The sequence below is a fragment of the Geodermatophilus tzadiensis genome (assembly GCF_003002915.1).
GTDB classification, from domain to species: Bacteria; Actinomycetota; Actinomycetes; order Mycobacteriales; family Geodermatophilaceae; genus Geodermatophilus; species Geodermatophilus tzadiensis.
The window spans coordinates 47,649-73,282 of sequence record NZ_PVTG01000006.1 but is presented as its reverse complement, the minus strand read 5'-3'; the positions used below and the strand labels follow the sequence as shown (position 1 = coordinate 73,282).

The 25,634-nt window shown below is 74.5% G+C and carries 33 protein-coding genes, 1 tRNA gene and 1 pseudogene; 18 read left to right on the top strand and 17 right to left on the bottom strand.

All coding sequences use genetic code 11. The features are described from left to right. Window positions 1–65 precede the first annotated feature (65 nt). From LY71_RS10070 to LY71_RS10060, 3 genes are read left to right on the top strand one after another with little or no spacing between them, the layout of a single operon-like run. Complete coding sequence (locus LY71_RS10070) at window positions 66–659, top strand: 5-formyltetrahydrofolate cyclo-ligase (protein ID WP_106276921.1); 594 nt, start codon at window positions 66–68, stop codon at window positions 657–659. A 38-nt stretch (window positions 660–697) separates the two neighbouring features. Beyond that, window positions 698–2,077: an SLC13 family permease gene (locus tag LY71_RS10065; RefSeq protein WP_106276919.1), complete on the top strand. Its 1,380-nt coding sequence runs from the start codon at window positions 698–700 to the stop codon at window positions 2,075–2,077. A gap of 18 nt (window positions 2,078–2,095) precedes the next feature. Then, entirely contained in the window at window positions 2,096–3,274 is a 1,179-nt protein-coding gene (locus tag LY71_RS10060; RefSeq protein ID WP_106276917.1) for a CaiB/BaiF CoA transferase family protein, read from the top strand. Window positions 3,275–3,502: 228 nt separating this feature from the next. On the opposite strand, the gene LY71_RS10055 is transcribed toward LY71_RS10060, so the two are convergent. Next, the gene (locus tag LY71_RS10055; RefSeq protein WP_106276915.1) at window positions 3,503–3,904 is read right to left on the bottom strand and encodes a VOC family protein; all 402 of its coding nucleotides are present in this window, start codon (window positions 3,902–3,904) and stop codon (window positions 3,503–3,505) included. A 39-nt stretch (window positions 3,905–3,943) separates the two neighbouring features. Further along, window positions 3,944–4,438, bottom strand: coding sequence for a MarR family winged helix-turn-helix transcriptional regulator (locus LY71_RS10050; protein ID WP_106276913.1), 495 nt, complete (start codon window positions 4,436–4,438; stop codon window positions 3,944–3,946). Window positions 4,439–4,634: 196 nt separating this feature from the next. On the opposite strand from LY71_RS10050, the gene LY71_RS10045 reads away from it, so the two are divergent. The 3 genes from LY71_RS10045 to LY71_RS10035 all read left to right on the top strand — a co-directional run bounded on the left by LY71_RS10045 (window position 4,635) and on the right by LY71_RS10035 (window position 5,977). Beyond that, on the top strand, window positions 4,635–4,967 hold the full coding sequence (locus LY71_RS10045; protein ID WP_106276911.1) for an FmdB family zinc ribbon protein: 333 nt from the start codon (window positions 4,635–4,637) through the stop codon (window positions 4,965–4,967). 85 nt (window positions 4,968–5,052) lie between these two features. Continuing rightward, entirely contained in the window at window positions 5,053–5,664 is a 612-nt protein-coding gene (gene cpaB / locus LY71_RS10040) for a Flp pilus assembly protein CpaB (protein WP_106276909.1), read from the top strand. A gap of 4 nt (window positions 5,665–5,668) precedes the next feature. Beyond that, on the top strand, window positions 5,669–5,977 hold the full coding sequence (locus tag LY71_RS10035; RefSeq protein ID WP_245887808.1) for an MscL family protein: 309 nt from the start codon (window positions 5,669–5,671) through the stop codon (window positions 5,975–5,977). Here the strand turns inward: LY71_RS10035 and LY71_RS10030 are convergent. Then, a complete protein-coding gene (locus LY71_RS10030; RefSeq protein WP_211297245.1) occupies window positions 5,974–6,666 on the bottom strand; it encodes a YbaK/EbsC family protein in 693 nt (230 codons plus the stop codon). The genes LY71_RS10035 and LY71_RS10030 overlap by 4 nt on opposite strands. A gap of 90 nt (window positions 6,667–6,756) precedes the next feature. On the opposite strand from LY71_RS10030, the gene LY71_RS10025 reads away from it, so the two are divergent. Genes LY71_RS10025 through LY71_RS10015 form a run of 3 tightly spaced genes read left to right on the top strand, consistent with a single transcriptional unit; the run spans window position 6,757 to window position 8,356 of the window. After that, a complete protein-coding gene (locus LY71_RS10025; RefSeq protein WP_211297244.1) occupies window positions 6,757–7,119 on the top strand; it encodes a VOC family protein in 363 nt (120 codons plus the stop codon). Beyond that, window positions 7,116–7,538: a PaaI family thioesterase gene (locus LY71_RS10020; protein WP_211297243.1), complete on the top strand. Its 423-nt coding sequence runs from the start codon at window positions 7,116–7,118 to the stop codon at window positions 7,536–7,538. Before LY71_RS10025 ends, LY71_RS10020 begins: the two co-directional genes overlap by 4 nt. Next, complete coding sequence (locus LY71_RS10015; RefSeq protein WP_106276895.1) at window positions 7,535–8,356, top strand: phosphotransferase; 822 nt, start codon at window positions 7,535–7,537, stop codon at window positions 8,354–8,356. Before LY71_RS10020 ends, LY71_RS10015 begins: the two co-directional genes overlap by 4 nt. Here LY71_RS10015 and LY71_RS10010 read toward each other — a convergent pair. From LY71_RS10010 to LY71_RS09995, 4 genes are read right to left on the bottom strand one after another with little or no spacing between them, the layout of a single operon-like run. Then, window positions 8,326–9,288 (bottom strand): MSMEG_6728 family protein, encoded by a 963-nt coding sequence (locus LY71_RS10010; RefSeq protein WP_106276892.1) that lies wholly within the window; start codon window positions 9,286–9,288, stop codon window positions 8,326–8,328. The two genes, LY71_RS10015 and LY71_RS10010, sit on opposite strands and share 31 nt — an antisense overlap. Window positions 9,289–9,319: 31 nt before the next feature. After that, window positions 9,320–9,685, bottom strand: a complete 366-nt coding sequence (locus tag LY71_RS10005) for a biopolymer transporter Tol (protein ID WP_245887807.1) — start codon at window positions 9,683–9,685, stop codon at window positions 9,320–9,322. After that, window positions 9,682–10,548, bottom strand: coding sequence for an NAD-dependent protein deacetylase (locus LY71_RS10000; RefSeq protein ID WP_106276890.1), 867 nt, complete (start codon window positions 10,546–10,548; stop codon window positions 9,682–9,684). Before LY71_RS10000 ends, LY71_RS10005 begins: the two co-directional genes overlap by 4 nt. Before the next feature lie 40 nt (window positions 10,549–10,588). After that, the gene (locus tag LY71_RS09995) at window positions 10,589–11,035 is read right to left on the bottom strand and encodes an SRPBCC family protein (RefSeq protein ID WP_106277184.1); all 447 of its coding nucleotides are present in this window, start codon (window positions 11,033–11,035) and stop codon (window positions 10,589–10,591) included. 485 nt (window positions 11,036–11,520) lie between these two features. Here LY71_RS09995 and LY71_RS09990 point away from each other — a divergent pair, with 485 nt between their 5' ends. After that, window positions 11,521–12,417, top strand: coding sequence for an alpha/beta fold hydrolase (locus LY71_RS09990; protein WP_211297242.1), 897 nt, complete (start codon window positions 11,521–11,523; stop codon window positions 12,415–12,417). Here LY71_RS09990 and LY71_RS09985 read toward each other — a convergent pair. Further along, a complete protein-coding gene (locus tag LY71_RS09985; RefSeq protein ID WP_106276888.1) occupies window positions 12,306–12,671 on the bottom strand; it encodes a hypothetical protein in 366 nt (121 codons plus the stop codon). The genes LY71_RS09990 and LY71_RS09985 overlap by 112 nt on opposite strands. Before the next feature lie 83 nt (window positions 12,672–12,754). Between LY71_RS09985 and LY71_RS09980 the strand changes: the two genes are divergently transcribed. Beyond that, window positions 12,755–12,830: transfer RNA gene (locus LY71_RS09980), tRNA-Arg, on the top strand. A 30-nt stretch (window positions 12,831–12,860) separates the two neighbouring features. Here the strand turns inward: LY71_RS09980 and LY71_RS09975 are convergent. Continuing rightward, window positions 12,861–13,664, bottom strand: coding sequence for a tyrosine-type recombinase/integrase (locus LY71_RS09975; protein WP_245887806.1), 804 nt, complete (start codon window positions 13,662–13,664; stop codon window positions 12,861–12,863). A gap of 1,479 nt (window positions 13,665–15,143) precedes the next feature. Between LY71_RS09975 and LY71_RS09970 the strand changes: the two genes are divergently transcribed. Next, window positions 15,144–15,422, top strand: coding sequence for a hypothetical protein (locus tag LY71_RS09970; RefSeq protein WP_146146097.1), 279 nt, complete (start codon window positions 15,144–15,146; stop codon window positions 15,420–15,422). Window positions 15,423–15,756: 334 nt separating this feature from the next. Here LY71_RS09970 and LY71_RS09965 read toward each other — a convergent pair whose 3' ends face one another. From LY71_RS09965 to LY71_RS24660, 3 genes are all read right to left on the bottom strand, one after another. Continuing rightward, window positions 15,757–16,731, bottom strand: coding sequence for a helix-turn-helix transcriptional regulator (locus tag LY71_RS09965; RefSeq protein WP_106276884.1), 975 nt, complete (start codon window positions 16,729–16,731; stop codon window positions 15,757–15,759). 33 nt (window positions 16,732–16,764) lie between these two features. Continuing rightward, window positions 16,765–16,980 (bottom strand): chemotaxis protein CheB, encoded by a 216-nt coding sequence (locus LY71_RS09960; protein WP_146146096.1) that lies wholly within the window; start codon window positions 16,978–16,980, stop codon window positions 16,765–16,767. Window positions 16,981–17,302: 322 nt separating this feature from the next. Further along, entirely contained in the window at window positions 17,303–17,410 is a 108-nt protein-coding gene (locus tag LY71_RS24660; RefSeq protein WP_425433026.1) for a DUF6188 family protein, read from the bottom strand. 554 nt (window positions 17,411–17,964) lie between these two features. Between LY71_RS24660 and LY71_RS23415 the strand changes: the two genes are divergently transcribed. Beyond that, the gene (locus LY71_RS23415) at window positions 17,965–18,114 is read left to right on the top strand and encodes a hypothetical protein (RefSeq protein ID WP_170121296.1); all 150 of its coding nucleotides are present in this window, start codon (window positions 17,965–17,967) and stop codon (window positions 18,112–18,114) included. Between the two features lie 241 nt (window positions 18,115–18,355). Here the strand turns inward: LY71_RS23415 and LY71_RS09955 are convergent, their stop codons facing one another. Continuing rightward, complete coding sequence (locus LY71_RS09955) at window positions 18,356–19,249, bottom strand: alpha/beta fold hydrolase (protein ID WP_106276882.1); 894 nt, start codon at window positions 19,247–19,249, stop codon at window positions 18,356–18,358. Window positions 19,250–19,988: 739 nt separating this feature from the next. On the opposite strand from LY71_RS09955, the pseudogene LY71_RS23715 reads away from it, so the two are divergent. The 3 genes and pseudogenes from LY71_RS23715 to LY71_RS24070 form a co-directional block, all read left to right on the top strand. Beyond that, window positions 19,989–20,172: pseudogene (locus LY71_RS23715) on the top strand (IS5/IS1182 family transposase); the annotation flags it as partial. Between the two features lie 368 nt (window positions 20,173–20,540). Next, complete coding sequence (locus LY71_RS09940; RefSeq protein WP_146146095.1) at window positions 20,541–20,726, top strand: hypothetical protein; 186 nt, start codon at window positions 20,541–20,543, stop codon at window positions 20,724–20,726. Further along, entirely contained in the window at window positions 20,723–21,106 is a 384-nt protein-coding gene (locus LY71_RS24070) for a type II toxin-antitoxin system VapC family toxin (RefSeq protein WP_106276876.1), read from the top strand. The genes LY71_RS09940 and LY71_RS24070 overlap by 4 nt, the downstream gene beginning before the upstream one ends. On the opposite strand, the gene LY71_RS24065 is transcribed toward LY71_RS24070, so the two are convergent. Both LY71_RS24065 and LY71_RS09925 read right to left on the bottom strand, forming a co-directional pair. Next, window positions 21,096–21,458, bottom strand: coding sequence for an arsenate reductase/protein-tyrosine-phosphatase family protein (locus LY71_RS24065; protein ID WP_245887805.1), 363 nt, complete (start codon window positions 21,456–21,458; stop codon window positions 21,096–21,098). The two genes, LY71_RS24070 and LY71_RS24065, sit on opposite strands and share 11 nt — an antisense overlap. Before the next feature lie 534 nt (window positions 21,459–21,992). Continuing rightward, complete coding sequence (locus tag LY71_RS09925; RefSeq protein WP_106276874.1) at window positions 21,993–22,655, bottom strand: DNA alkylation repair protein; 663 nt, start codon at window positions 22,653–22,655, stop codon at window positions 21,993–21,995. Between the two features lie 123 nt (window positions 22,656–22,778). Between LY71_RS09925 and LY71_RS09920 the strand changes: the two genes are divergently transcribed. Next, window positions 22,779–23,228, top strand: a complete 450-nt coding sequence (locus tag LY71_RS09920; RefSeq protein WP_106277177.1) for a PGPGW domain-containing protein — start codon at window positions 22,779–22,781, stop codon at window positions 23,226–23,228. A 13-nt stretch (window positions 23,229–23,241) separates the two neighbouring features. Here the strand turns inward: LY71_RS09920 and map are convergent, their stop codons facing one another. Together map and LY71_RS24435 are read right to left on the bottom strand one after the other, a co-directional pair. Beyond that, entirely contained in the window at window positions 23,242–24,012 is a 771-nt protein-coding gene (gene map, locus LY71_RS09915) for a type I methionyl aminopeptidase (protein ID WP_106276872.1), read from the bottom strand. 7 nt (window positions 24,013–24,019) lie between these two features. Beyond that, window positions 24,020–24,538, bottom strand: a complete 519-nt coding sequence (locus LY71_RS24435; protein ID WP_211297241.1) for a MarR family winged helix-turn-helix transcriptional regulator — start codon at window positions 24,536–24,538, stop codon at window positions 24,020–24,022. Window positions 24,539–24,626: 88 nt separating this feature from the next. Here LY71_RS24435 and LY71_RS09905 point away from each other — a divergent pair, with 88 nt between their 5' ends. After that, the gene (locus LY71_RS09905; RefSeq protein ID WP_245887804.1) at window positions 24,627–25,529 is read left to right on the top strand and encodes an EamA family transporter; all 903 of its coding nucleotides are present in this window, start codon (window positions 24,627–24,629) and stop codon (window positions 25,527–25,529) included. Window positions 25,530–25,634 lie beyond the last annotated feature (105 nt).

Here is a 25,634-nt window from a genome sequence, read left to right as displayed (position 1 = left end):
CGCGGCGGCCTGGGGAGGCGCAGCCGTTCCGCCGGGCTGCCAGGGGCGGGCTCTAGCCTGCTGCGGTGACCGCCCCGCAGGACGTCGACCCGGTGAAGGCGGCGCTGCGCGAGCGGGTCTGGGCCCGCCGCCGGGACCGCTCCCCCACCGAACGCGCGACGGCGTCGGCCGCGGTCGCCACCGCCCTGCTGCGGCAGCTGGCGCGGGTGCGCACGCTCGCGGCCTTCGTCCCCGACGAGACCGAGCCGGGCCACGGCCGGCTGCCGGCCGCGTTCACCCAGCTCGGCGCGCGGGTGCTGCTGCCGGTGGTCCCCGGCGGCGACCCGCAGCTGCACTGGGCGGTCGACACCGGCCGGCTCGCGCCGGGCCGCTTCGGGCTGCTCGAGCCGGTCGGGCCGCGCCTGGGGCCGACGGCGATCGGCGCCGCGGAGGTCGTCGTCGTCCCCGCGCTCGCCGTCGACCGGGCGGGCACGCGGCTGGGCCGGGGCGGCGGCTACTACGACCGGGCGCTGCAGCACGTGCGGCGCGACGCCGTCGTGGTGGCGCTGGTCTTCGACGACGAACTCGTCGACCGGCTGCCCGCGCTCGACCACGACCGCCCGGTCAGCGCCGTCGTCACCCCGGCCGGCGGCTGGGAGGCCCTACCCGCCGGTAGGTGACACGGTGGGCCGACCCGCCGGAGAGACAGGGAGGCCGCGTGTCACCGGAGATCGTCACCATCCTGGCGCTCGTCGTGATCTTCGCGATCGCGACGTTCCTGCCGATCAACATGGGCGCCCTGGCGTTCGTCGCCGCGTTCCTCGTGGGCACGCTCTCCGTGGGGCTGTCCACCGACGACATCCTGGCCGGCTTCCCCGCCGAGCTGGTGGTGACGCTGATCGGCGTCACCTACCTGTTCGCGATCGCGCAGAACAACGGCACCGTCGACCTGCTGGTGCGCGGCGCGCTGCGCCTGGTCGGCGGATACGTGGCCGCCATCCCGTGGGTGATGTTCGCCGTCACCGCCCTGCTGACCGCGATTGGCGCGCTCTCCCCCGCCGCGGTGGCGATCATCGCCCCGATCGCGCTGGGCTTCGCCGCCCGCTACGGGATCAACCCCCTGCTCATGGGCATGATGGTCATCCACGGCGCGCAGGGCGGCGGGTTCTCCCCGATCAGCGTCTACGGCGTCACGGTGAACACGATCGTCGAGGACGAGGGGCTGCCCAGCAGCCCGGTCACGGTGTTCCTGGGCAGCCTGGTCTTCAACCTGGCCATCGCGCTGGCCCTCTTCCTCGTCCTCGGCGGCCGGCAGCTGATCGGCCGCCGGGTGAGCGCGACCGTGCCGGCCGAGGCCGCGCACGCCGACGCCGAGCACGCGGTGACCGCACCCGTGCGCGGACACGGCGCCCCGCCCGGGCCGGCCGTCGGCGGCGGGGACGGCGACCGGGGCAGCGACGGCGGCGGCGACCGGGACGGCGGGCCGGAGCGCCCCCAGCGGGTCACCCTCGACCAGGTCCTCACCCTCGTCGGGCTGGCGGTGGTCGCCGTCCTGGCGCTGGTGTTCGACCTCGACATCGGCTTCGTCTCGATCACCGTGGCCACGGTGCTGGCGCTGTTCGCCGCCGCCCGGCACAAGGGCGCGGTCAGCCAGATCAGCTGGTCCACGGTGCTGCTCATCGCCGGCGTGCTGACCTTCGTGTTCGTGCTGCAGGAGGCCGGGACGATCGACTACGTGGGCGAGGCGGTCATCGGGCTGGGCGCGCCGCTGCTCATCGCGCTGCTGCTGGCCTACATCGGCGGGGTGGTGTCGGCCTTCGCGTCGTCGACGGCGATCATCGGCGTCGCCATCGCGCTGGCGGTGCCCTTCCTGCAGGAGGGCTCGATCGGCGCGGTGGGCGTGGTGGTGGCCCTGTCGGTCGCCTCGACGATCGTCGACGTGAGCCCGTTCTCGACCAACGGCGCGCTGGTGCTGGCCAACGCGCAGGACGTCGACCGGGACCGCTTCTACAAGCAGATCCTCGCCTACTCCGGGATCGTCGTGGTCGTCGGGCCGTTCCTGGCCTGGCTGGTCTTCGTCGTCCCCGGCTGGCTCTGAGACCCCGGGAGGGCTGTCGTGACCGGACCGCTGGACGGCGTGCTCGTCGTCGACCTGACCCGCGCGCTGGCCGGCCCGCACGCGGCGATGATGCTCGGTGACCTCGGCGCCCGGGTGATCAAGGTGGAGAACCCCGGCAGCGGGGACGACACCCGCGGGTGGGGCCCGCCGTTCGTGCAGCCCGACCAGGGTGCGCGGGAGTCGACCTACTTCCTGTCGGCCAACCGCAACAAGGAGTCGGTGACCCTCGACCTCAAGGACGAGGGCGACAAGGAACTGCTGCGCGAGCTGGTGCGGCGGGCCGACGTCCTCCTGGAGAACTTCCGCCCCGGCACGCTGGCCCGCCTCGGCTTCGGCACCGACGTGCTCGCCGAGCTCAACCCGCGCCTGGTCACCCTCTCGATCAGCGGCTTCGGCCACGACGGGCCCGAGGGCAGCCGGGCCGGCTACGACCAGATCGCGCAGGGCGAGGCCGGGCTGATGTCGCTCACCGGCCCCGGCCCGGAAGACCCGCAGCGGGTCGGCGTGCCGATCGGCGACCTGCTGGCCGGCATGTACGGCGCCTACGGCGTGCTCGCCGCGCTGCACGAGCGGGAGCGCACCGGCCGCGGCCAGGTGGTGCGCACCTCGCTGCTGGCCGCGATCGTCGGCGTGCACGCCTTCCAGGGGACGGCGTGGACCGTCGGCGGGCAGGTCGGCCGCGCGCAGGGCAACCACCACCCCTCGATCGCGCCCTACGGCCTGTTCCACTGCCGGGGCGGCAGCGTGCAGCTCTCCTGCGGGTCGGAGGGGCTGTGGCGGCGGCTGTGCGCCGAGTTCGGCCTGGACCCCGAGGCCGAGGGCCTGGCGACCAACGGCGAGCGGGTGGGCAACCGGCAGCGGGTGATCGAGCTGCTCGAGGGCGTCTTCGCCGACACCGACGCCGAGACCCTGCTCGCCCGGCTGGCCGCGGCCGGCGTCCCCGCGGGCAGGGTGCGCACGATCGACGAGGTCTACGGCTGGGAGCAGACGCTGTCGCAGGGCCTGCTCGTCGACGTCGAGCACGCGACGCTGGGCCGGGTGCAGCTGCCCGGTCCCCCGCTGCGCTTCTTCGCCCCGGGTCCCGACGGCGAGACCGAGACGACGCGCCGCGACCACGGAGCACCGCCGGTGCTGGGCGGGTCCGACGAGGCCATCCGCGCCTGGCTGGCCTCCTGAGCGGTCGCGGCGATGATCAGGTGACCTGATCGTCGCGCGTCCTCCCCGACGGTGGGCGGTCCGGTGGGACACGCTGCGGTGAGGTCGGACGAGGATCCCGCGGCGGGCCGAGGGGCCCGTGTCGAACACCGGCCACACCCCGCCCGAGGCGGCTGCGTGCTGCTCCGGCCACCGCCGCCAGGCCGCCCGGTCGGGGCAGGACACCTGCGCGGCGTCGGGCACGCCCGACTACCAGGTGCCGCCGGGGGCGTAGGTCCCGAAGCTCCACTCCTGACCCTCGGGGTCGAGCAGGCGGGCGCGGCGGGTGCCCCACTCGGTGTCCTGCGGGGCGAGGACGGCGGTGCCGCCGGCGTCCACCCCGCGCGCGAAGCGGTCGTCGACGTCGGCCGCGTCGTCGAGCACCAGGTAGAGGCCCGAGCCCGTGGAGTGCCCGACCAGCGGCGGCCGGGTGTAGTCGGCGTCGTAGCTCGCCACCATGAGGACGACGTCGTCGCAGCGGACCTCGGAGTGGGCGACCGTGCCGTCCTCGGCGTCGGCCCGCCGGACGACGGTGAAGCCCACGGCCTCCAGCCAGCGCAGGGCGGCCGGGGCGTCGCGGTAGCTCAGGTAGGCGGCCAGTCGCGCTCCCACGGGGCGCAACCTAGTCGCGCTCCACCGCCCGGGGAAGGGTCAGCCGGCGACGTCGCTGCCGTGCGCCACCCGGCGGCTGGCGTCGGGGTCGAGGCCCTGGACGACGGTCTCCAGCGCCTCGCACAGCGCCTGCGTCTGCTGCTCGGTCAGCGGGTCGAACAGCGCGGCGCGCACCGCGGCGACGTGCCCGGGGGCGACCGAGCGGACGACGTCCCAGCCGGCGTCGGTGAGGACGGCGAGGTTGCCGCGGCCGTCCTCGGCGGACCGCTCGCGGCGGACCCAGCCGCGGTCCTCCAGCCGGGCGACCGTGTGCGACAACCGGCTCTGCGACTGGTTGGCCCGGCGCGCGAGGTCGCTCATCCGGCGGCTGCGCCCCGGCGCCTCCGACAGCATCGCGAGCACGACGTAGGCGGCATGGGTGAGCCCGGCGTCGCGCTGCAGCTGGGCGTCGAGCTCGCGCGGCAGCAGCTCCGCGGCGGTCAGCCACGCCCGCCAGGCGCGCTGCTGCGTCTCGTCCAGCCAGGGCGGTGTCACGCGCGGCAGGTTACCGGCGCGTACGGGTCCGTTCCGCCACTCCCGGCGCGGCCGCTGGACGACGCGGACCGGCGAACGGGTCACAGTGCGTGGACGGCACGCGCGGCGTGTCGCATCATTGGCAGTCGAGGGTCCCGAGTGCCAGCCCGCGGCGGGCGCCGGACCCGCCCGCCCCTGCCCGACCAGGAGAACCGCCGTGCCCACGTACCAGTACGCCTGCACCAACCCCGAGGGCAAGCACGAGTTCGAGGTCGTGCAGTCCTTCACCGACGCCCCCGTGGCCGAGTGCCCGACCTGCGGCGCCACGGTGCGCAAGGTCTACGGCTCGGTCGGCGTCGTCTTCAAGGGCTCGGGTTTCTACCGCACGGACAGCCGCTCGACGGCCTCGTCCTCGGAGTCGTCCCCGGCGTCCTCGACCTCCTCGGAGTCGTCCTCGTCGACGGCGGCGCCGAAGAAGGAGGCGGCCTCGACCTCGTCGAGCGCCTCGTCGTCGTCCTCCTCGGGCGGGTCGAAGGCCGCCGCCTCCTGACGGGGGCGCGTCCACAGCCGGGCGCGCCGTCCACAGCCGCCCGGCACAGCTCCTCCCGGGCGTGCGCGGCGGCCAGCCTGGGTGCGTGCCGCGCCTGCGCCGACCCCGCTCCCCCGTCCTGCTGCTGCGCCGCTGCCTCGCCGCGGCGCTCGTCACCGGGGCGCTCGTGCTCGCCCTGCGGCCACCACCCGCGCCGGCCGCTGCTCCGCCGCCCGGGACGCCGGTGGTCACCGCGGCCACCGACCTGCCCGCCGGCGCGGTCCTGACGACGGCAGGGCTCGCGACCACCGAGCTGCCGGCCGGCGCCGTCCCCGACGGGTCAGCCACCGACCCCGCCGCGCTCGCCGGCCGGGTGCTCGCCGCGCCGCTGCGGGCCGGGGAGCCGGTCACCGACGTGCGCCTGGTGGGCCCCGGCCTGACCGCGTCGCTGCCGGCGGGACAGGTGGCCGCGCCGGTGCGGCTGGCCGACCTCGCCGTCGCCGGGCTGGCCGGCGCCGGCGACCGCGTCGACGTGCTGGCCACCGCCCCGGGCGCGGCGCGGGCGGAGGTGGTCGCACGGGCCGCGCCGGTGCTGGCCGCGCCCCAGGGCGACGACGGCGGGCTGCTGGTGCTCGCCGTCGACGAGGCCACCGCCGCCACTCTCGCCGCTGCCGCCACCACCGCCACGCTCACGTTGAGCCTGCCGGGGCCGCCGTGAGGTGATGAGTGCCGTGCCGAGGGGCTTCGAGGACTTCCTGCTGCGCGGCAACGTGGTCGAGCTGGCTGTCGCCGTGGTCGTCGGTGCGGCGTTCACCGCGGTCGTCGACGCGTTCGTCAGCCAGGTGATGACCTTCGTGCTGACCGCCGCTGTCGTGTACGTCATCGTGGTCCTGCCGCTGCGCAGCACCGCCGAGCGGCGGGCGCGGGGCGGGGAGCCCGGGCTGGTGGCGCCCACGCAGGTCGAACTGCTGGCCGAGATCCGCGACCTGCTGGCCACCGCTCCGGGCGGTCCGGGGACGCCGGCCCGCTAGTCGCTGCCCCAGTGCGGGGGCCGGTCCTCCAGGTAGCGACGGTCCGCGTCGCGCTCGTCGGGCCGCTCGCCCCAGCCCACGTCGCGGTCGTCGGGTGCCCGCTCCGCCGGCAGCGTCGGCGCCGGGGGCGACGCCTCCTGCACCGGGAGCCCCAGCCCCTCGACCACCTCCGCGGCGGCCAGCCCGGCCAGCGCGGAGCCGGGGAGGGCCAGCTTCGCGCCGCGCGTGCCCGAGCCGACGACGACGAGGTCGGCGGCGGCCACGGCGGCGTCGACGAGCACCGGCCACCCGTCGGGCAGCCCGATCGGCGTGATGCCGCCGTAGGCCATCCCGGACTCGGCGACGGCGACGTCCTGCGGGGCGAAGGACGCCTTGCGCGCACCCAGGTGCCGCCGCACCAGGCCGTTGACGTCGGCGCGGGTGGTGGCGAGCACGACGCAGGCGGCCAGCGTGGTCTGCCCGGCGCGGCGCGCGGCGACGACCACGCAGTTGGCCGACGCCTCGAGCGGCACCCCGTAGGCGTCGGTGAAGGCGGCGGTGTCGGCGAGCGCGTCGTCGACCGGGGCGACCCAGGCCGGCCCGGGCAGCGCGGCCAGCGCGGCGGCCACGGACCCGCCGAGCAGGTCGGGCCGGTCGGCGGCGGGGACCCAGGTCAGCGAGCCCAGCACGGGCGGGGCGGGGTCGGTCACGGACCCGATCCTGCCTGCTGGCCGGATCCCGGCGGAGGACGGCCGGTCCCCGGCGGGTGCGCGGCGCGAGCAGCCAGCAGGATGGGCACCATGATCGGTCAGCTCCACTCCGTCGTGATCGACGCGCCCGACGCGCACGCGCTCGCCACCTTCTACGCCGGCCTGCTCGGGATGGAGGTGAGCAAGGGCGGGCCCGGCGACGACTGGGTCGTGGTCACCGGCCAGGGGTACCGGCTGGCCTTCCAGCAGGCGCCGGACCTGGTGCCCCCGGACTGGCCCGACCCGGCCCGACCGCAGCAGTCCCACCTGGACGTCTACGTGACCGACATCGACGAGGCCGAGCCGAAGGCGCTGGCGCTCGGTGCCCGCAAGCTGCCCGGCGGCGGTGGGGACTTCCGCGTCTACGCCGACCCCGTGGGCCACCCGTTCTGCCTGGTGTGGGACGCCGCGTGAGCGGGCCCGAGCTGCCGCGGGTGGACCGCGCGTCGAGCAGCGCCTTCGTCGCCGCCACCGGTTTCGAGCCCGAGGAGATGACCGGCACCCGGGTCACCGGGACCGTCGAGCTGGGACCCGACCAGCACACGCCGTGGGGCGTGGTGCACGGCGGCGTCTACTGCGCGGTCATCGAGTCGGCGGCCTCGATCGGCGCCAGCGTCGCCGTGGCCGACCGCGGCCAGTTCGCCGTCGGGGTCAACAACAGCACCGACTTCCTGCGGCCGGTGACCGCCGGCCGGCTGCACGTGCTGGCCGAGCCCGTGCAGCAGGGCCGCACCCTGCAGCTGTGGCTGGTGCAGCTGACCCGCGCGGAGGACGGCAAGCTCGTCGCCCGCGGCCAGGTCCGGCTGCAGAACGTGCCGCTGCCGGGGGCGTGAGCGGGCGCGCCGCCCGCGCGGTGGCCGCTGCCTCCGCGGTGGCCGCCGCGCACGGCGTCCCCGCGCGCGAGCCGCGGGTGCTGCACGACGGGGTGAACGCCGTGGTGCACCTCGCGCCCGCGCCGGTGGTCGCGCGGGTCGCCACGCTGACGCCGCTGCTGCGCCCCGACCCCTCCCGGCCGTTCGGACGCGAGGTGGCCCTGGCCGGCGCGCTCGCCGCGGCCGGGGCCGCCGTCGTCGCGCCCAGTGACCTGCTGCCGCCCGGCCCGCACGAGCACGGCGGCCTGGTGCTCAGCTTCTGGCGGCACGTCGAGGTGCTGCCGCGGGCGCCGGGACCGGCCGAGGTGGCCGCCGCGCTGGCCGACCTGCACGCCACCCTGCGCCACCTGCCCACCGCCGGCACGCCGCTGGACACCCCGCTCGACGACCTCGCCGCCTGGGTGGAACGGGCCGGCGGGTGGGGCGTCTCCCCCGCCGTCCGCACCCGGGTGGCGGACGACGTCGAGCGGCTGCGGCCCCGGCTGGACAGCGGGCCCGTGCAGGCGCTGCACGGCGACGCGCACCCCGGCAACCTGCTGGCCACGCCGGACGGGTGGCGCTGGGCCGACCTCGAGGACACCTGTCCCGGCCCGGTCGCCTGGGACCTCGCCTGCCTGCGCAGCACCTCGCGGCTGGACGGCCGGGCCGCCCTGGACGCCGTGGGGGCGCCGTCGGACGCCGAGCTCGCCCCGTGGCTGGAGCTGCGGCGGCTGCACGCGCAGACGTGGACGGCCGTCCTGCGGTCGGCTCACACCAGCGGCAGCGCGGGCTCCCGGTAGGTGGTGCCGGCCTGTGCCGGCGGCAGCACGTCGGGGTCGACGACGACGGAGAACAGCGCTCGGGGATCCTGCAGGGTGGCCGGCGGCCGGGCCGCGGCGCGGGGCACGACGCGGTCCCAGCGGGCGGGGCGGCGGTGCGGCAGCAGCTCGCGGCCCTGGAACAGGTAGTCGCCGAGGACCTCGCCGACCAGCAGCCCGGCGCCGTGCTCGACGGGCAGCGCCACCGGGTCGCCGGGGCGGATCTCGTCGAGGAAGGTCGACAGCTGCCGCAGGTCCTTCGACGGCCGCCGTCCGGAGAGCTCCTTGGCCAGGACGCGCAACTCGGCCGGGGAGAGCCCGGTGGCGTCGACGTCGACCCCCGACTGGGTGCCCAGCCCGACGACGCCCGCGGCCAGGCAGGCGCCGAGCTCGTTGTGCGCCCGCGGCCGCACCACCCACACCCGGGTCCCCTCCGGCTCGGCGGCGGGCGGCACGTCGTCGGCGCCCGGCCACACGTAGGGCAGGTCCTCGGGCTCGGCGCCGAACAGCGGCCGGAACAGCGGCCGGTAGAAGTCCGGGTCCTTGGCCAGCAGGTTCGACCGGTGCGACAGGTGCACCGCCTCGTCGCCCACCCACGAGGGCAGCAGGCCGGCGCGGGCCAGCTCGTCCTGGGTGGCGCCCGCGACGTCGGGCGCGAACTCCGCGATCAGCGTGTGCGTGCTGTCGGCGAACCCGCGCTCGCGCCACACCCGCACCATGGCCAGGCCGTAGACGACGAGCGCCGCCGTCCGCCCGCGCCACATGTGCACGACCGGGTGCGAGGTCCAGCCGTAGTCGGGCAGCTCGAGGGCGCGCAGCACCTGCAGCGTCTCCACCCGCTGCTTGCCCAGGCGCGGCGAGTCGAGCAGCCGCGCGCTCTCCTCGAAGTCGGCCACCGGCAGGAAGGTCTGCATCGCGGGCCTTCCTGCCCGTCGCGGCGGGGCGTCAACCGCCGGTCGCGTCCAGGGCGGCCAGCGCCGCCTCCCACCGGGCCCGGCGGGCGTCGTCGTCCTGGTCCCACCAGGCCGGGCCGCGCTCGCCGAGGCCGGTCTTGGCCAGCTGCACCCGGTCGCGGGCGGCGCGCACGGCGGCCGGGTCGGTGCCCGTGCGCACCGCCGAGCGGGCCCTGCCCAGGTGCGAGAGCAGCCGGGCGCGGACGTCGTCGGGCAGCGACGGGTCGGCCGCCCGCCACCGCCGCCCGTCGACGACCAGCCAGCGGCCGTCGTCGGTGAGCCGGCCTCCCTGCGGGGGCCCGGCGCGAGCCTGCGAGCGCTGGGGGGCAGGGAGGTCCTTCCGCTCCCGCCGGGTCACGCCCCGCAGCGGCGGGCCAGCTCCGGCAGCACCTCGCCGAGCGGCGCGTCGACCTTCACGTCGACCTTCGCGTCGCCGCGGGTGGGGCCGAGGTTGACCACGCCGACCGGGATGCCGAGCTCGGCGGCGCGCAGCACAAACCGGTAGCCGCTCATGACCGTGAGCGAGGAGCCGAGGACCAACAGGCTGCCCGAGTGCTCCAGCAGCCGGAAACAGCCGTCCACCCGGTCGCGCGGCACCGTCTCGCCGAAGAAGACGACGTCGGGCTTGAGCGGACCGCCGCCGCACGCGGTGCAGTCGACCATCACGAAGCCGTCGAGCACCTCGTCGGGCAGCTCGGCGTCACCGTCGGGGTTCACCTCGTCCACGCGCGGTCCGAACGCGGGGTTGGCCGCCCGCAGCCGGCGGTGCAGCTCGGCGCGCCCGGCGACGTCGCCGCAGTCCAGGCAGACGGTGCGGTCCAGCCCGCCGTGCAGCTCGACGACGTCCCGGGCGCCGGCGGCCTGGTGCAGCCCGTCGACGTTCTGCGTCACCACCCCGCCGAGCAGGCCGGCCCGCTGCAGCCGGGCGACGGCGGAGTGGCCGGCGTTGGGCCGCGCGGCGGCCATCTGCGGCCAGCCCACGTAGCTGCGCGCCCAGTAGCGGTGCCGGCCGCGCGGGTCGCGGCGGAAGGTCTGCCAGGTCATCGGCGTGTGCCGGCGCAGCGAGCCGGTCGCGCCCCGGTAGTCGGGGATGCCGGAGTCGGTGGACAGGCCGGCGCCGGACAGGACGAGGACGTCGCCGTCGGCGACCAGGTCGGCCAGCTCGTCGAGACCGGGGACCGCGGTCCGGGGCGGCTCGACGGCGGGGAGGGCGGCGCTCACCGGCCCATGGTCCCCCGCGACGGCGACCGGCGCCGCGACCTCAGACGACGGTGGCCAGCTCCCGCTCGAGCCGGCCGAGCAGGTCGTCGTAGACCCGGCGCAGGCCCCTGGGCGCGAAGGTCCGCTCGAAGAAGCCGCCGACGCCCCCGGCACCGTCCCAGGTGGTGCGCACCCGCACGGTGCTGCGGTCGGCGCCGGTCGGGACGACGGTCCAGGTGGTGACCATCGACGAGCGGGTGTCGCGCTCGACGAGCGTCCCCTCGGGTTCGCTCACCTCGATCTCCTGCTCGCGGACCCGCTTGGACGTCGCGGCGAACCGCCAGTGCACGCGGGTGCCCGCGCCCGTGCCGCCGGCCTCCACCCGGTAGTCGCTGAACTGCTCGGGCAGCACGCGCGAGCGGGTGCCCAGGTAGTCGGCGAGACCGGCGCGCACCCGGTCTGCCGGTGCTGCGACGACGCGTTCGGCGGTGGCCACGACCTGTCCCATGGCCTCCATCCTGCCCTCGTCACCAGCGGTCCCGGCGCCAGGGCCGCCAGTTGCCGCAGGGCCGGGTGAAGCCGGGGCCGACCCCGGCACACGGCGGGTGCTCGGCCGGGCGAGGGCGCCGTCGTCGTCCTCGACGTGCAGGTCCTCGCGCAGCGGCCAACCCTTGAGGAACACCTCGCAGTCGCGGTGACCGCCGCGCGACCCCGGCCGGCGCTCCATGCCGGTGGCCCGGGGGACCCGGAGGTCGCGCCATCGGCCGGCCCCGGCGCTGTGGGGGCCACCGCCACGGCGGCGAGGTGCTGCTCGAGCTCGTCGGGTGTGCTGAGCTCCACGGGTGCCTCCTCGATCGGTGGGAGGCCAGGCTCGGGAGAGCCGGTGACGTCGCCCGTGCGGCCGTCCACACCGCGGTGCCCCGTCCACAGGTGGGCGCGGGGGCGTGACACGTCTCACCGGGAGCCCCGGCCACCCCGGGGTAACCCCATCAGGTGACCGAGACGCTGTCCTGCACCCGAGCCGGCTCCGGCGAAGCCCTCCTGCTCCTGCACGGCTGGGGCAGCTCGCGCCGCGACTTCGCCGCGGTCCTCCCCGCGCTGGCCGAGCGCTTCGACGTCCTCGACGTCGACCTGCCCGGGGTGGGCCGCTCGCCGGCCCTGGAGGAGCGGCCGACCGTCGCCGCGGTCACCGACGCCGTGGAGCGGACCCTCGACGGCGAGGGCGTCGGCCGGGTGCACGTCCTGGGTAATTCCCTCGGCGCCCGGGTGGCGATCGAGCTGGCGCGCCGCGGCCGCGCACGCTCGGTGGTCGCGATCGCGCCGTCGGGGCTCAACGTGCCGCCGGAGCGGGTCGTGCAGGGCACCGGCATGGCGCTCGCCCGGGTGGTCATGCGCACCGGCGCGCCGCTGATCGGGCCGCTGTCCCGCTCGGCGGTGGGCCGGGCCGCGCTGCTGGCACCGCTCAAGGCCCGCCCGTGGGCCTCCTCCGCCGAGGAGGCGATCGGCGCCCGCGAGGGGTTCGCCGACGCCCGCGACTGGTGGCGCACGCTGCTGTGGGGCCTGCTGCTCGACGTCCCGCGCGGCCTGGACCGCATCGACTGCCCGGTCACCCTCGTGCAGGGCGTGGCCGACTGGATCTCCTCGGGTCAGACGGTGCGCTACCTGCCGCTGGTCCCCGGCTCACGGTTCGTGCCACTGCTGTGGGCCGGGCACGCGCCGCAGTCGGACCGGCCGCGGACGATCGTGCGGCTGGTCGAGGAGACGGTGGCACAGGCCGCTCAGCCCGCGGACTCCTCGGCGTTGAGGTACGAGCAGCGGAACCGCGCGGCGGACATCGCCTCGGTGAAGCGCGCCTCCCAGGCCGGGTCGTCCGACGCGAAGGCCGTGTAGACCCGGTCCTCGAGCACGACCGGCAGCCCGTCCGGGCCGAGGTAGGCGCGGCGCAGCAGCACCCGCGTCCGCCCGTCGGCCTCGTCGTGCGCCGGCACCCACCGGGCCAGGACGGCGCCGGAGCGGCGCTGCCGGCGCGCGGGCTGCCGGACACCCGGAGGGACGGGGGGGCGGGCCGACCACACGCCCAGCCCGTACAGCAGCAGGCCGGCCAGGAGCAGGAGGACCAGCAGCTCGGCCAGCAGGACCACCATGAACCGACGGTAGCCAGCCGGAGGCGCCGCGGGCAGCCCCGCTAACCTCGTCCGGCAGTCCCCACCCGGCCGGCGGCCGGCGAGCCCCCGTAGCTCAGGGGATAGAGCATCGGTTTCCTAAACCGTGTGTCGCAGGTTCGAATCCTGCCGGGGGCACCAGTGGAACCGCTGGTCAGCGCACTGATCAGCTCAGTCCGCTGACCGGCGGTCGCCCCCGCCGGAGCCTTCAGTCCGCATCCAGTCCGCACGAGCGGCGTCCATCCGCTCCGCGACGGCGTCCAGCTCGTCGCCGAAGAGGTGGCCGTAGCGGTCGAGAGTCATCGCCGCCGATGCGTGCCCGAGCATCGATTGGACGCCCTTGATGGAGGCGCCGGACGCGATGGCGAGCGAGGCCGCGGTGTGCCGGAGCTCGTGCGGCACGAGGCCGGCCAGCCCCACGACGACGGCCGCGCGGTCGAACCAGTCGCGTCGGAAGTTGCCGACCCGCAGCGGCCCGCCGGTCCTCGAGGGGAAGACGAACTCCTCCGGGTCCCGTCCCGCCAGGTGGCTGGCCAGGTCCTGGCGCAGGAACCGCCGCACCGGCACCCAGCGGCGCGCGTGGGACTTGGGCGGCCCGAAGACCGAGCGCCCCTCGGCCTCGGTCACCGACTCGGCCACCTCGATGCGGCCGCGGAGCCGGTCGACCCGCCGGACCCGCAGCGCGGCCGCCTCGCCCCAGCGGAGCCCGCTGTAGCCGAGGACCAGGACGAGCAGGCGGTGCCGCCCGCAGTGGTCGGCCAGGTCGGCGAGCTGCCCGTGGGGCAGGTACCGCCGATCGGTGGTCGGCAGACGCGGGAGGTCGACGCCGGCGGCCGCGTTGCGCGCCAGCCTGCCGTCCTTGCCCGCGGCGTCGGGCATCGACGTCAGGAGGTGGTACGCCTGGCGGGTCCGGCTGGCGGATAGGCCGTCGGCGCGCATGCCGGCCACCCACGCGACCACGTCACCGTGCGCCACTCGGCCGACCGGGACGTTCTCCCACCGAGGGAGCACCCTCGCCCGGAGAAGTGAGCGATAGCAGGCCAACGTCTTGGGCGCGAGGTGCGAGCGGCCCGTGAACCAAGGTGCACGAACGTCCCCAGGACCAGCGCGACCGTCTGCTCGTTGAGCCACCGCTGGGCATCGACCTTGCGACCGAAGGCCTTGGTGACCTCCCGGCCGGACGGGTCGCGGAAGTGGACTCCGTAGCGCTTGCCCGTGCCGTAGAGCGCAGTTCGCTCCAGGGCTCCCGTCTGACGGTTCCTGCGGTGCCAGCGGTCCTGGATGGTGGCCATCTGGCAGTACCTCAGCTCCCAGGCTCGTAGAAGCCGTCGGCGACGTCCGACAGCCGATCGACGAGATACGACGACTGGGTAGGTGAGCGGCTTCGGCCCAGATCTATGGATGGCCGAGGAGCTGTGGACGGCGCCGTGCCTGCAGCCCAGCTGTGACCCGAGGACCAGCTACACGCCACTTCTTCCGTGCTTCTCCAGCCTTGCGGGCGCGCTCTCTGCCAGGTCGCGTCATGGCCGCGCGGCCGGTGCGTCCCGCCCGATCTGTGGGCGATGCCGGCCATGTCGGCGACCGACCCTGGCGGCTCGACCGGCCCGACCACCAGGGACAGACAGGAGCCTCCTGGAGGTTCTCCGGTGCTCCGCCGGTGAGCTCAACGGCTCTCGAACGCCGACGGACGTGTCACTCGAGGCGACCTCTGGGACGGTCACGGCAGGGGCGGTCAGTCGCCGTCGTGCACTGCATTCCTCCCGGTCCCCGTCTGAGGAGGAAGAGCCCGGCGTCTCAGCTCTCTTTCCTCATGGCGCTTGCAGCGGCGCTACTGCTCCGGACAGTCGGACGGGGCACGTTCGTGACGCCGCTCCGCGTTCGACGTGTCGATGTGCTCTTGCGCGCGCGTGTTCGGCCGGCTCATGGAGGTGAGCAGCTCTGTCCGGTCGGGTTCTCGCCACCGCGTCGAGCGTGTTCGCGATCCTCCCTCGGTTGCGGCGATGTCGCCGGCGGTCGCAGCGAGCGATTCGCCGACCTGCTTTCGCCGCTCGTCCAGCTCCGCAGCGAGCTGGCGCTGCCGCCACGCTTCCCGAGGCACGTCGTCCTTCCTCCGGCCGTCCGCACCAGCGTGCCGGTCCTTCGATGCCATACCGCCGGCGTCCCGCCGTCCAGCCGCCTCTGCACACTGTTCGGGTGCGTCGCTGAGCGGCGACGACGATCGACTCGATGCGGCCGAGAGCGACGCCCCTGAACTGACGAGATCCTGGGGGTGCTCGCTGCGCACCTCCGGAGGAGGGACCGAGAGCCCAGCTGCCCCAGGGCGAGCTGTCACCGCATGTCACTCGCCGCAGGACCGAGATGGACGGGCGCCGCTTCGCGCGGGGGCGGATCCGCACGTCTCAGCCTTCGCCTGCGGTGCTAGCCGACCATTCGTCCCCCGCTCACGATCGGGTCATGACGGTGGCGCCGGAGCGATTGCTGCTTGCTCAGCGGCATGCCGCTGCTGTCCAGCAGGCCGCCGAGGCGATCCGGGCGGCCGCCACGACCGTCGCAGCCGTGGCGTTGAGCTACGACGGCATCGCTGCCGCCGCGGACGCCGTCGTCGGCATCGCTGACTCGCCCGCGCCGTACGGGGACCGGGCGGCGTGGGCGCGCGCGCGAGCCGACGACCACCGCCGCCTGGCGCTGCAGATGTGGACGCGCGCTGCCGCGCCCGGTTCCGCCACGCACTGACCGGCAGGTCCCGGCCAGGCGGACTGACACCTCCACGATGCGCAGCCCTGTGACCGGTCGATCGGCGCCGCCCCCGGCCGGCGCGTCCGCTGATGGCGGATGGTCACGCGCGGTCGGTCGTCTCGGACAGGCGGGGCGCCCCTGAGCGCGGGCGGGGTCCCCGCGCGCGGCGCCCAGGGACCGGGCCGAGGTGGCGGCGCGTCGCGCCGCGGCGGCCCAGTCGGCCCGGCGCTCCGCGGCCCCGCGCGTCGTCGAGGCCCGCGCCGGCCGGCAGCGGGTGGAGCAGCTGCGCCGGGGCCTGGAGGCCCGCCGGCTGCTGGCCGCACAGGGCGGGTCAGGTGCGCAGGGTGTGGCTGGGCAGCACGCCGTAGGCGGCGCGGTAGCGCTCGGTGAACCGGCTGGGGGTGAACCCCCAGCGGGCGGCGACGGCGGTCACGGTGACCCCGTCGCCGGGGGCGGCGTCGCACAGCTGCCGGTGCGCCTGCGCCAGCCGCACCTGGCGGAGGTAGGCGGTCGGCGTGGTGTCCAGGTGCCGGCGGAAGGCCATTTGCACCGCGCGCGGGGTGACGGAGGCGGCGCGGGCAATGTCGGCGACGCTGATGTCGAGGTCGGGATGCGAGTCGATGAAGTCGGTTGCGCGCCGCAACGTGCCGGGGTGGGCGTCGAGGCTGTCCGCGGCCGCCGGCTCGGCGACGGCGGTGTTGGGGAAGATCGTCAGGACGGTGGCGGCCAGCAGTCGCGCGACCGGCCCGAGCAGCAGCGGCGACGCGGCGGTCTCGGGCTCGGCGAGCAGGTCGTTGACCAATCGGGTGGTCCGGCGCCACCGTCCGTCGCCGCCGTCGACGGGCCGCAGGGACAGCAGCTCCCACGACGAGCCGTCCTGCGCGGGGTCGCGGCCGGCCACCTCGGTGAGCAGGGAGGCCGGCAGGCCGACGGTGTGCAGGTGCAGGGCGTGGGACCGGGCCACCAGGTCCTTCATGTGGGGGTGGTTGCCGATGCCGACGTCTCCGGGCCGGAAGCTGTGGCCGGCCTTGCCGCTGTCGTAGACCATGCTCCCGTCGAGGACGGTGTTGATCATGACGTCGTCCTGGCCCGTGGCCTCGAAGACGAGATCGGACGCCAGCCGGAAGTCGACGAGGGTGAGCGCTCCGGCCTGTACCTGGTCGAGGGTCACCAGCGGACCGGTGTCAGGGAAGCCGCCCAGCCGCAGCCGTGCCCCGTAGGCGCGGTCGAGGAAGTCGCTGGCCTCCATCCGGTCGGCCGTGGCGTACCGGAAGCGCCGCGGTGGGATGGGGGTCCCAGGGGCCATGACGCGTTCCTCCAATGGCTCGTGCCCCGGCGCTCAGGTGCGCAGGGTGTGGCTGGGCAGGACGCCGAACGTGGCGCCGTAGGTGGCGGCGAACCGGTCGGGCGGCGAGGTGCGAGCCAGCACCTTGTCCAGCCACCACGAACTCGCCCCGGAGTGCTGCGCGACGAGAACTGGCACCCCGCTCTCAGTCCGCAGGCTGCCCAGGACCGCCTGGAGCGCCTCCACCCCTCCCATCGAAGTGCCGACCACCAGGGCGCGATAGCGGTCCCCGGCCGACGGCTTCGCCGTGTCCTGCGCAACCACAGGGCCATGATGCCCGGCCCGGATGGGCCATCACGACGGATCCGTGCGCGATGTGACCCGCGGCCGCGATCGGGGCCTCGATCTGATCGAGTCCCCACCCGCCACAGCGTCGAGGGCGGCGATCTCCGCATCGGGTCCACAGGGTCCGACGGCAGTCGGGTCAAGTGGACCGAGTTCGACCGGCCGACTGAGTCCGAATGGGTCCGCCCTGCAGTTGTCCTCACGGCGCGTAGCTGCTGTCTCTAAGCGGCCCACTATGGGACACCTGTTATCGGGCTGCGCTCCAGATGGCCAAGTCGCCGCCCGGCCTGCAGACGACCTTCTCGCCATCACGGCCGTCGTAGGACCACGACTCGTAGCCGGGTCGCTCCCGCAGCAGATGGTCACGCCGCCCAGCGTGATCGTCAGCGTCCCGCTGGGGTCTATGTCCGCTGCAGTCACTTCTCCGTTGAGCAGCGGCAGGAGCAGGGCTACCCCGCTGACGCTGTACGGCTGAACGGGAGCGTCATCGCCGGTTGAGACGCCGATCGTCGACCAGAGGGAGACGGTCACGTGAGAGAAGCGGAGCTGGACATCGCCCGCGCCTACGCAGAGCTGGTCGAAGAATTGTCCGAGGAGCTCCTGGGCGAGTGCAGTGGCGTGCGCGGCATCGTCCATGGGCATCGTCGGACGCTAGCGCCACGTGCCGGCGGTGTCGCAGAGCGGCCCACATTGGGACACGCCAGGCGGACGGCTAGGGCCGAGGATGTGCCGTCTGAAGGTCGAGGAGGCGGCCAGTCAAGGACGTCAGCGACCCGGGGCCAAGCCCCCGGGGGTACGCACGTCGATCGGACCGAAGCTGACCCTGTCTCTCGACTTGAGTGATGACGTCGGCCAACCGAAGTGTCCCAGGACAGTCGCCCTCGCCGTTACTTAGGGAGAACAGAAGAAGTGAACACAGGCGGATTCCTCATCCTGCTCCTCATCGGTCTGGCCCTGCAGGTCGGCATCATCGCACTCGCGGTTCAACTTGGAACCGGAAAGGTCCGTGGTGAGCTGATTGCGTTGCGAAAGGCGGTCGAAGTCAACCGCACCCTCTGACGAGGGAAGAGGGTCGTAGCTCAACGGCAGAGGATCGAGCCATACGTTCCGGTTCTACTCCGGACGACCCGCTTTCGGCGAAGCGCCGGTAGGAGCCAGCAGGTGTGGCGCCTGCCAGAGCAGCTGGCGGCGAGCCGCGGCCGGTGACCCATAGGCCCCCTTCAGGGCCATGTGTTGACGAGGACCATCCCTCCCGGGCGGGCGTCTTGTGGGAGCGCGTGGGACCTCTGCTCGGGGGCGGTCAGGACCGCTCTCCGGTGGGGGCTGGCGGGGGGAAGGCGAGGACGCGGTCGATCACCTGGTCCTCGGCATCCATGACCAGGGTGTGACCGGCACCGGGGATGACTTCGACCCGCCAGCCCGGCACCGCGGCGCGCAGCCGGTCGACGCCGACGGGACGCAGCGGGCTGCGGCTACCGAAGAGCGCCTGCACCGGCACGTGAACGCCGGCCAGCTCCTGATCGGTGAAGACCACCGTCTGGTTGTCCGGGCGCCGGTACCTCAGCGAGGCGCGCAGCACCGTGAGGAGCTCATCCTCGGCCAGGGTGGCGTTGGGCAGCCGGCGGGCTGCCCACCGGCGCAGCGGAGCCGGTAGCAGCAGGGCGGCCAGGCCGCTGGGGACCAGCCACAGCCAGAACCGCCACGGCAGTGTTCTCAGCCCGGCCGGCTCGATGAGGGTGATTGCCGCGACCCGGCCGGGGTGGCGCAACTCGTGCTCGACGGCGAGGTAGCCACCCCAGGACGCCCCCACCAGGTGCGCCCGCTGGGCGCCGATGCCGGCGAGCAGCTCCTCGACCCACCCGGCCTGCCCGTCGCGGCTGGTCACCGGCCGGGTCTGCACCGAGTGACCGGGTTCGCCGAACGGGTCCACCGCGATGCCCGAACGGTCACCGAAGCGCCCCATCCACCGGTGCCAGGCCAGCGCGTTCCAACCGAGCATCGGCAGCAGGACGTACGGATCCTCCCCGTGGGGGCCGGCCCGGTAGATGCGGACGGTGCCCGCGCTGGTCGCGATGTCCTCGGCCTGCACCGGTACCGGCCAGAGCCGTTGCAGGACCCGGTCGTACACCGCCAGGAACCGGGCGCGGGCGGCATCGCTGGAGAACCCAGGGATGCGCGGGGACGATCTGGCCATCCCGTCAGTCTCACGGCGCGCGGCCCCGGTGTCTGCCCATGACAAGCGGGATCATGGCCGGGACCGGGCTCCTTGCGAGCCGTAACGGCGGCTCGGGCAGCACCTCGGATCCCGTCACCATCATTGTGGGCATTGCAGTCGTCATCGCCATCGTCGTGGCCGTTCCGTTCATAAAGCCACGGCGCTGGCTGTCCCTAGAGCCGCCTTCAGGGACAGCTCGGAGACCTCGGTCCGCCGTCACCGGAGAGGGATGGCTGTACGGCCTCGGCGCCGGTGAGATGCCATGCTCTGGTCAGCGAGGTGTCACTCCAGTAGCTCGGAGCAGTCTCCGGTGTACTGAGCAGCGGAGGACACGAATGCGCCGACGCCCTCAGCTTCAGTCTCAGGTGCCTGAGCCTCACTCGACACCAACTGGCCGAACTCTCTGCCGTCCTGAGCGAGGGAGGAAGAGATCTGCCCGATACACGAGGCGCTGTCAGGAGCGGCCATCGCGGGAGTGGCCAATAAGGCGATGAACGCTGCGCCAACTGCAACAGCCGCGAGACGACGGATCATGATGCCAACCTCCGAACCGTGACGCGGACGAACACTGTCTCGGGTAAGGGTGCGACCTCGACCCACCCGGCAGAAGGGACGAAGGCCACCGAACGTGATCCCTCCAGGCATGACTCACAAGACGTTGCGCACGTAGGTCGTCGGGCTCTGTAGGCATCCGAGCCATGAGCGCAGGGGGCCGGGCATGTCTCCGTCGGCGTCTTCCCCGCCGCCGCGGCTGATTAGTGACGGGCTCTGGGCGCTGGTCAAGCCGCTGATCCCACCCCGCAAGCCGGCCGTGCTGGCCGCGCCAGACGGCCCGCACCTCCGACCGGGACGTGCTCGAGGGCATCGCCCTCGTGCTGTCCACCAGCGTTGACTGGACCAAGCAAGCCCTTCATCCGTGAGGTGTCCCATAGGCCGCCTTCAGGGACAGGTACAAGGCCTTGGGCCTCCGTCACCGACGGGGATCCCTTGCGGGACGTCGTCATTGCGCCGCCGGGGACGGGATCCGCGCAGGTCGCAGAGCACTTCGGCTGGGAGAGGCGGTCAGGCCGCGTGCGCGGCGTCCAGTACTTCAAGACGGACGTGTGTGCAAGGGGTTGAGGCCGGCCGGTAGTGCCTTGGCGCAGACCCCAACGAGCAGATCATCATGGCGCGGAGGGGAGTAACGGGCTGCGGTGCATCAGACCCTGCGGCCGCCGATCCTTCGACAGGTGAAGGCACACCTCCTTCACCTGCCATTACGCTGGTGATCGTGAGCGAGAGCACCACGGTCGAGGACCCCCTGCGCGGGTGGGACCCTCGCCGTCGAGCTGCCCTCGAACGCCTCCAGAGCCGCTTCGGGCAGGCCGGCGGCGACCGCGTGAGCCTGGCCGATGACCTCGTCGCTGAGCGGCGCCTCGAGGCAGCAGCCGAGGATTCTCAGTCGAGCGGCGAGTGATCGTCCTCGATGCCTCTGCCCTACTGGCCCTGATCAACACCGAACCCGGCTGGGACGTCGTCGCTCGCGAAGCGGCCAGCAACGACGCGACCATCAGCTCGGTCAACTACGCCGAAGTCCTCCAGAAGGCAGCACGCCTGGGTGTGCCAGCCGAAGACGTCGACGGCGAACTCGACGCGCTGGGGATCACGGTGAGCCACTTCGGGCGCCTCGATGCGCGCCTGGCGGCGTCCTTCTACCGGCACCGCTCCGGGCTGAGCCTCGCGGATCGCGTCTGCCTGGCCCTCGCGCGCAGCCTGTCGAGCCCGGCATTCACCACCGACCGCATCTGGCGGGACTGGGCCGATGACCTGGCCGTCGAGGTCCGCGTCATCCGCTGAGCTGCCGAACGGGCACCACTCGGCGGCCAGACCGCGAATCCCGCGCTCGAGGTCGTCGCCGATGGGCGCACGGCCTCGACCTCTCTGCCGGCAGGGTCCTCGAGGGGCTCAGTTGGGGTGGCGATCGTCCGGAAACTCCTAGGCAGGCGTCGCCGCAGCGCATGGTGATGACGACATCGAAGGTCTCGGCGGCTTCAGCGGTGAGCATCTTGGGACACTGGTCGGCGTTGTCGATACCGACGTCGGCCGTGGCCTTGAGAGCAGCGGAAGTGACCCCGTCGGCAGGCATGAAGCCGGCTGAGCGGGCCTCGACGGCGTCTTCGGCGAGGTGGCGCAGCCGACCGGCGGCCATCTGGGCCGGCCGGCGCTGTGCACGCAGACGAGTAGGACGCTGGGCTCGTCAGACGAGGGCTGATGCTCGGGTCGGGACGGAGCGCCCGCACAGGACGGCCCGGTTCCGCTGCGGGACCAGGCAGCCCCACCTACAGCCATCAGGACCTCGACGGGCCGCAGGGGCTCGACCTACTGGAGCGGACCGGTCCCGTGGGCCGGCACTCCCCTTCGATCCCCACAACCGGCCCCCTCCGGCTGCAGCGGGCCGGGGGAAGGGTGGGCCGAAGGCCCATCCCGCAGGGACGCGGAGCCCTCCGGCGGCTTCCTGTCAGCAGTCAGTCAGTCAGCAGAACGTCCGCTGAGCGCCGATGGCAACCGTCACTTGTCGAACATCTTCGCAGCTCAGAGACGCAATCGGGCTGAGGAGCGCACGCTCGGCAAGGCCCTGATACGGATTCCTGAAGCGTGTGTCGCAGGTTCGAATCCTGCCGGGGGCACCCGTGGCACTGCCTGTCCCCGCGCACCCGCAGACCGGACGTGAGCGTCAGACCGCCTACCGGCGGCGCACGATCTCGGTGATCCAGACGGGTGCGAACGGGGACGTGCAGTGGGGCGGGGTCGGGTGGTCCTTCAGGACCTCGAGGCGTTCGCCGATGGCGATGGCCCGTGCACGGTGCTCGGCGTGCTCGATCCCGATCTGGGCCAGGCAGTGGTTCATCGCCCACTGCAGGCGCTCCGGGGCGTCCTTCATCTCCGCCTCGATGACGTCGAGCAGTCCTGCGAGGTCGAGGCCCTCGGGCCTCCTCGCCACCCGGTCGGTGGTCAACGCCCAGCCGGCACTGGCGACCACGGGATCCGGGTCGGCGGACCACAGCAGGCGGAGCGCCTCGGCGTGCGGGTTCTTCCTCACCACGTAGTTCACGAGCCAGTCGTGCACCTTGGGTGCCCGCGCCTCGCGCAGCATGGCGTCCAGCTCCTCGCGCTCGAACTGCTTCGGGCGGCAGACCAGCAGCGCCAGCAGCCTCGCCGCGGTGTCGCCCGTCGCCCACAGCTGCCGAGCGAGCCCCTGCTGGGCCGTGAGCCGCTTCGCGAGCCCGCGGAGCTGGCCGAGGTTCACCCCGTGGTCGTCGCCGTGCCGCTCGTTCACCGCGCGCATCCGCGGGTCCTCGAGCGCGGCCAGTTCGGCCACCACCTCGGCCAGGGGCGTCTCGCCCACCTCGACCTCCTGTCCGCCGCGTCGGGTCACCGGCGCAGCCTCGCAGCACCCGGGGACAGCGGCACCGTCCGCCCGCACGGCACCTGCGGCATGCCGCCCCCACCGGGTGGGCACCACCCCACGGTGAAGACCGTTGCCGTCGCCGTCCTCGGCGGCCTGCTGACCCTCGCCGGCATCGCGCTGCTCGTGCTGCCCGGCCCCGGCTTCGTGCTGGTCGCCGCCGGCCTGGCGGTCCTGGCGACCCGGTTCTCCTGGGCGAGGAAACCGCTCGACTACGCCAAGGACAAGGCGCAGGAGGGGGTGCAGGAGGTCGCCAAGAGCCCGTGGCGCGCGGCCGGGGCGGTCCTGGCCGCCCTGGTGCTGATCGCGCTCGGCGTGCTGGCCCTGCTCGGGGTGGACCTGCCGTTCGTAAACGCGTTCACCGCCGTCGTGCTCATCCTCTCCGGACTCTTCCTCGTGGGCACGGTCCTCTTCGCGCGCCGCCAGGAGAAGCTCGAGCAGGCGCGCGCCCACCGCCCGGCGGGTTGGCGGGGGACGGCAGGCGCCTACCGGGCCGCACCCCGCGGCGACTGACCGCCTCGCAGCGTCAGCGCGGGGCGGTCAGGACGCGCGGGCCGTCCTCGGTGACGGCGACCGTGTGCTCGACGTGCGCGGCCCGGCTCCCGTCGGCGCTGCGCAGGGTCCACCCGTCGGCGTCGACCCGGTAGTCGTCGGAGCCGCCGGCGAGGAACCACGGCTCGATCGCGATCACCAGCCCGGCCCGCAGCGGCACCCCGCGCCCGGCGCGCCCCTCGTTGGGCACGCTCGGCGGCTCGTGCATCGACCGGCCGACGCCGTGCCCGCCCTGGTCGGTGTTGATGCCGCACCCGCCGGCCCGGCCGACCGCCGCGATCGCGGCCGACACGTCGCCCACCCGGTTGCCGACGACGGCCGCGGCGATCCCCGCCTCCAGCGCCCGCTGCGTGGTGTCCACCAGCCGCAGGTCCTCCGGGCTCGGGGTGCCCACGGCGAAGGTGGTCGCCGAGTCGCCCACCCAGCCGTCGAGGGTCGCGCCGGCGTCCACGCTGAGCAGGTCGCCGTCCTCGAGCACCTGCGGGGTGGGGATGCCGTGCAGCGCGACGTCGTTGACCGACAGGCAGACCACGCCGGGGAACGGCGGGGTGGTCGGCAGCGGGGCGTAGCCGAGGAACGGGGACGTCGCCCCCGCGGCCGCCAGCACGTCCCGGGCCACCCCGTCGAGCTGGCTGAGCCGCACACCCGGGGCGGCCGCGGCCCGGACGGCGGCGAGCACGTCGGCCACCACCGCCCCGGCCGCGCGCATGGCGTCGAGCTCCCCCGGTGTGCGCAGTTCGATCACGGTGGCCTCAGTCCTCCCGGCTCTCGGTCGCGTGCCGCTCGACCGAGGCGAGCAGGTCGCGCAGGTCGTCGTCCAGCCGGCGCAGGCGGGCGGCAGGCAGGCCCGCGAGCATCCGCTGCTGCTCGGCGAGCCCGGCGGTGACCGCCTCGTCGACGAGCGCCCGTCCGCTGTCGGTCAGCCGGACCAGCAGCGCCCGCCGGTCGGCCGGATCGGGGACGCGGACGAGGTGCCCGGCCCGCTCCAGCCGGTCGAGCCGGCTGGTCGTCCCGCCGGTGCTGAGCATCAGTGCCGCCGTCAGCCGCCCCGGGGAGAGCCCGTCGGGCCCGGCCGCGCGCCGCAGGGTCGCCAGGACGTCGAAGTCGGCGCGGGTGATGCCGAAGCGGGCGTAGCAGCGCTCCTGCACGTCGCCGGCCAGCCGCGCCGCCCGGTAGATCCGCCCGAACACCGCCATGGCCTCCGTGTCGAGGTCGGGCCGCTGCACGGCCCACTGCTCGCGGATCTCGTCGACGCCGTCCCGCTCGGTCACGGCCCCAGCCTGCCACATCGAACGGCCGCGAGATGCACGGCACCAAGCATCTTGACATCGAGATACTTGACGGCGAACGATGACGGTCGTGACCCTCACCCTCCCCGCACCCGGCACCGCCTCTCCGGCCCCCCGCCGACTGGGGCTGCTGACGCTCGCCACCGCCGTCGCGCCCGCGACGTGGGGCACCACCTACGTGGTCACCACCGAGTGGCTGCCGCCCGACCGCCCGCTGCTGGCCGCCACGGTGCGGGCCCTGCCCGCCGGGCTGCTCCTCGTCGCCGTCGGCCGGCGCCTGCCGCACGGCGCGTGGTGGGGGAAGGCGGCCGTCCTCGGCGTCCTCAACATCGGGGCGTTCTTCGCCCTGCTCTTCGTCGCCGCCTACCGCCTGCCCGGCGGCGTCGCGGCCGTGCTCGGGGCGGCCCAGCCGCTGCTCGTCGCGGTGCTCGCCGTGCCGCTGCTGGGCGAGCGGTTGCGCGGCCGGACCCTGCTGCTGGGCCTGCTCGGGGTGGCCGGGGTGGCGCTCATCGTCGTCACCGGGCCCGTCGCGCTCGACCCCGTCGGGCTCCTCGCCGGGCTGGCCGGGACCGCCTGCATGGGCACCGGCGTCGTCCTCACCAAGCGGTGGGGCCGGCCGGTCCCGGTGCTCGCGTTCACCGGCTGGCAGCTGGCCGCCGGCGGCCTGGTGCTCCTCCCGCTCGCCCTGGCCCTCGAGGGCCTGCCGGCCACGCCGACCGCCGGCCAGGTCGGCGGACTGCTCTACCTCGCCACGGTCAACACGGCCCTGGCCTACGTGCTGTGGCTGCGCGGGGTCGGCCTGCTGCCCACCGGCCGGGTCACCTTCCTCGGGCTGCTCTCCCCCGTGGTCGCCGCGACCGCCGGCTGGGTGCTGCTGGGCGAGTCCCTCACGCCCCTGCAGCTGGCCGGCACCGCCCTGGCGCTGGGCACGGTCCTCCTCGCCCAGCGCACTCCGCCCCGGGTGTCGGCGTGACCCCTTGCGCGACCGTCCGCGACGCCTGGGCGACCGCGACCTCCGGGTGACATCCCCGGCGCGTGGGAAACCCCTGGCGCCGCGAGGCGTTACCGTCTGAGGAGC

Excerpts from the sequence above, each read along its gene's own strand:
- LY71_RS10010 (WP_106276892.1), bottom strand. The coding sequence starts at position 9,288 with ATGCAGACCTTCCTGCCGGTGGCCGACTTCGAGGAGAGCGCGCGGCTG.
- LY71_RS10035 (WP_245887808.1), top strand. The coding sequence starts at position 5,669 with ATGAGTGCCGTGCCGAGGGGCTTCGAGGACTTCCTGCTGCGCGGCAAC.
- LY71_RS10025 (WP_211297244.1), top strand. The coding sequence starts at position 6,757 with ATGATCGGTCAGCTCCACTCCGTCGTGATCGACGCGCCCGACGCGCAC.
- LY71_RS09985 (WP_106276888.1), bottom strand. The coding sequence starts at position 12,671 with ATGGTGGTCCTGCTGGCCGAGCTGCTGGTCCTCCTGCTCCTGGCCGGC.
- LY71_RS09970 (WP_146146097.1), top strand. The coding sequence starts at position 15,144 with ATGACGGTGGCGCCGGAGCGATTGCTGCTTGCTCAGCGGCATGCCGCT.
- LY71_RS24065 (WP_245887805.1), bottom strand. The coding sequence starts at position 21,458 with ATGGCCGCCGGTCGGCTGCGCCACCTCGCCGAAGACGCCGTCGAGGCC.
- LY71_RS09995 (WP_106277184.1), bottom strand. The coding sequence starts at position 11,035 with ATGGGACAGGTCGTGGCCACCGCCGAACGCGTCGTCGCAGCACCGGCA.
- LY71_RS09965 (WP_106276884.1), bottom strand. The coding sequence starts at position 16,731 with ATGGCCCCTGGGACCCCCATCCCACCGCGGCGCTTCCGGTACGCCACG.
- LY71_RS09955 (WP_106276882.1), bottom strand. The coding sequence starts at position 19,249 with ATGGCCAGATCGTCCCCGCGCATCCCTGGGTTCTCCAGCGATGCCGCC.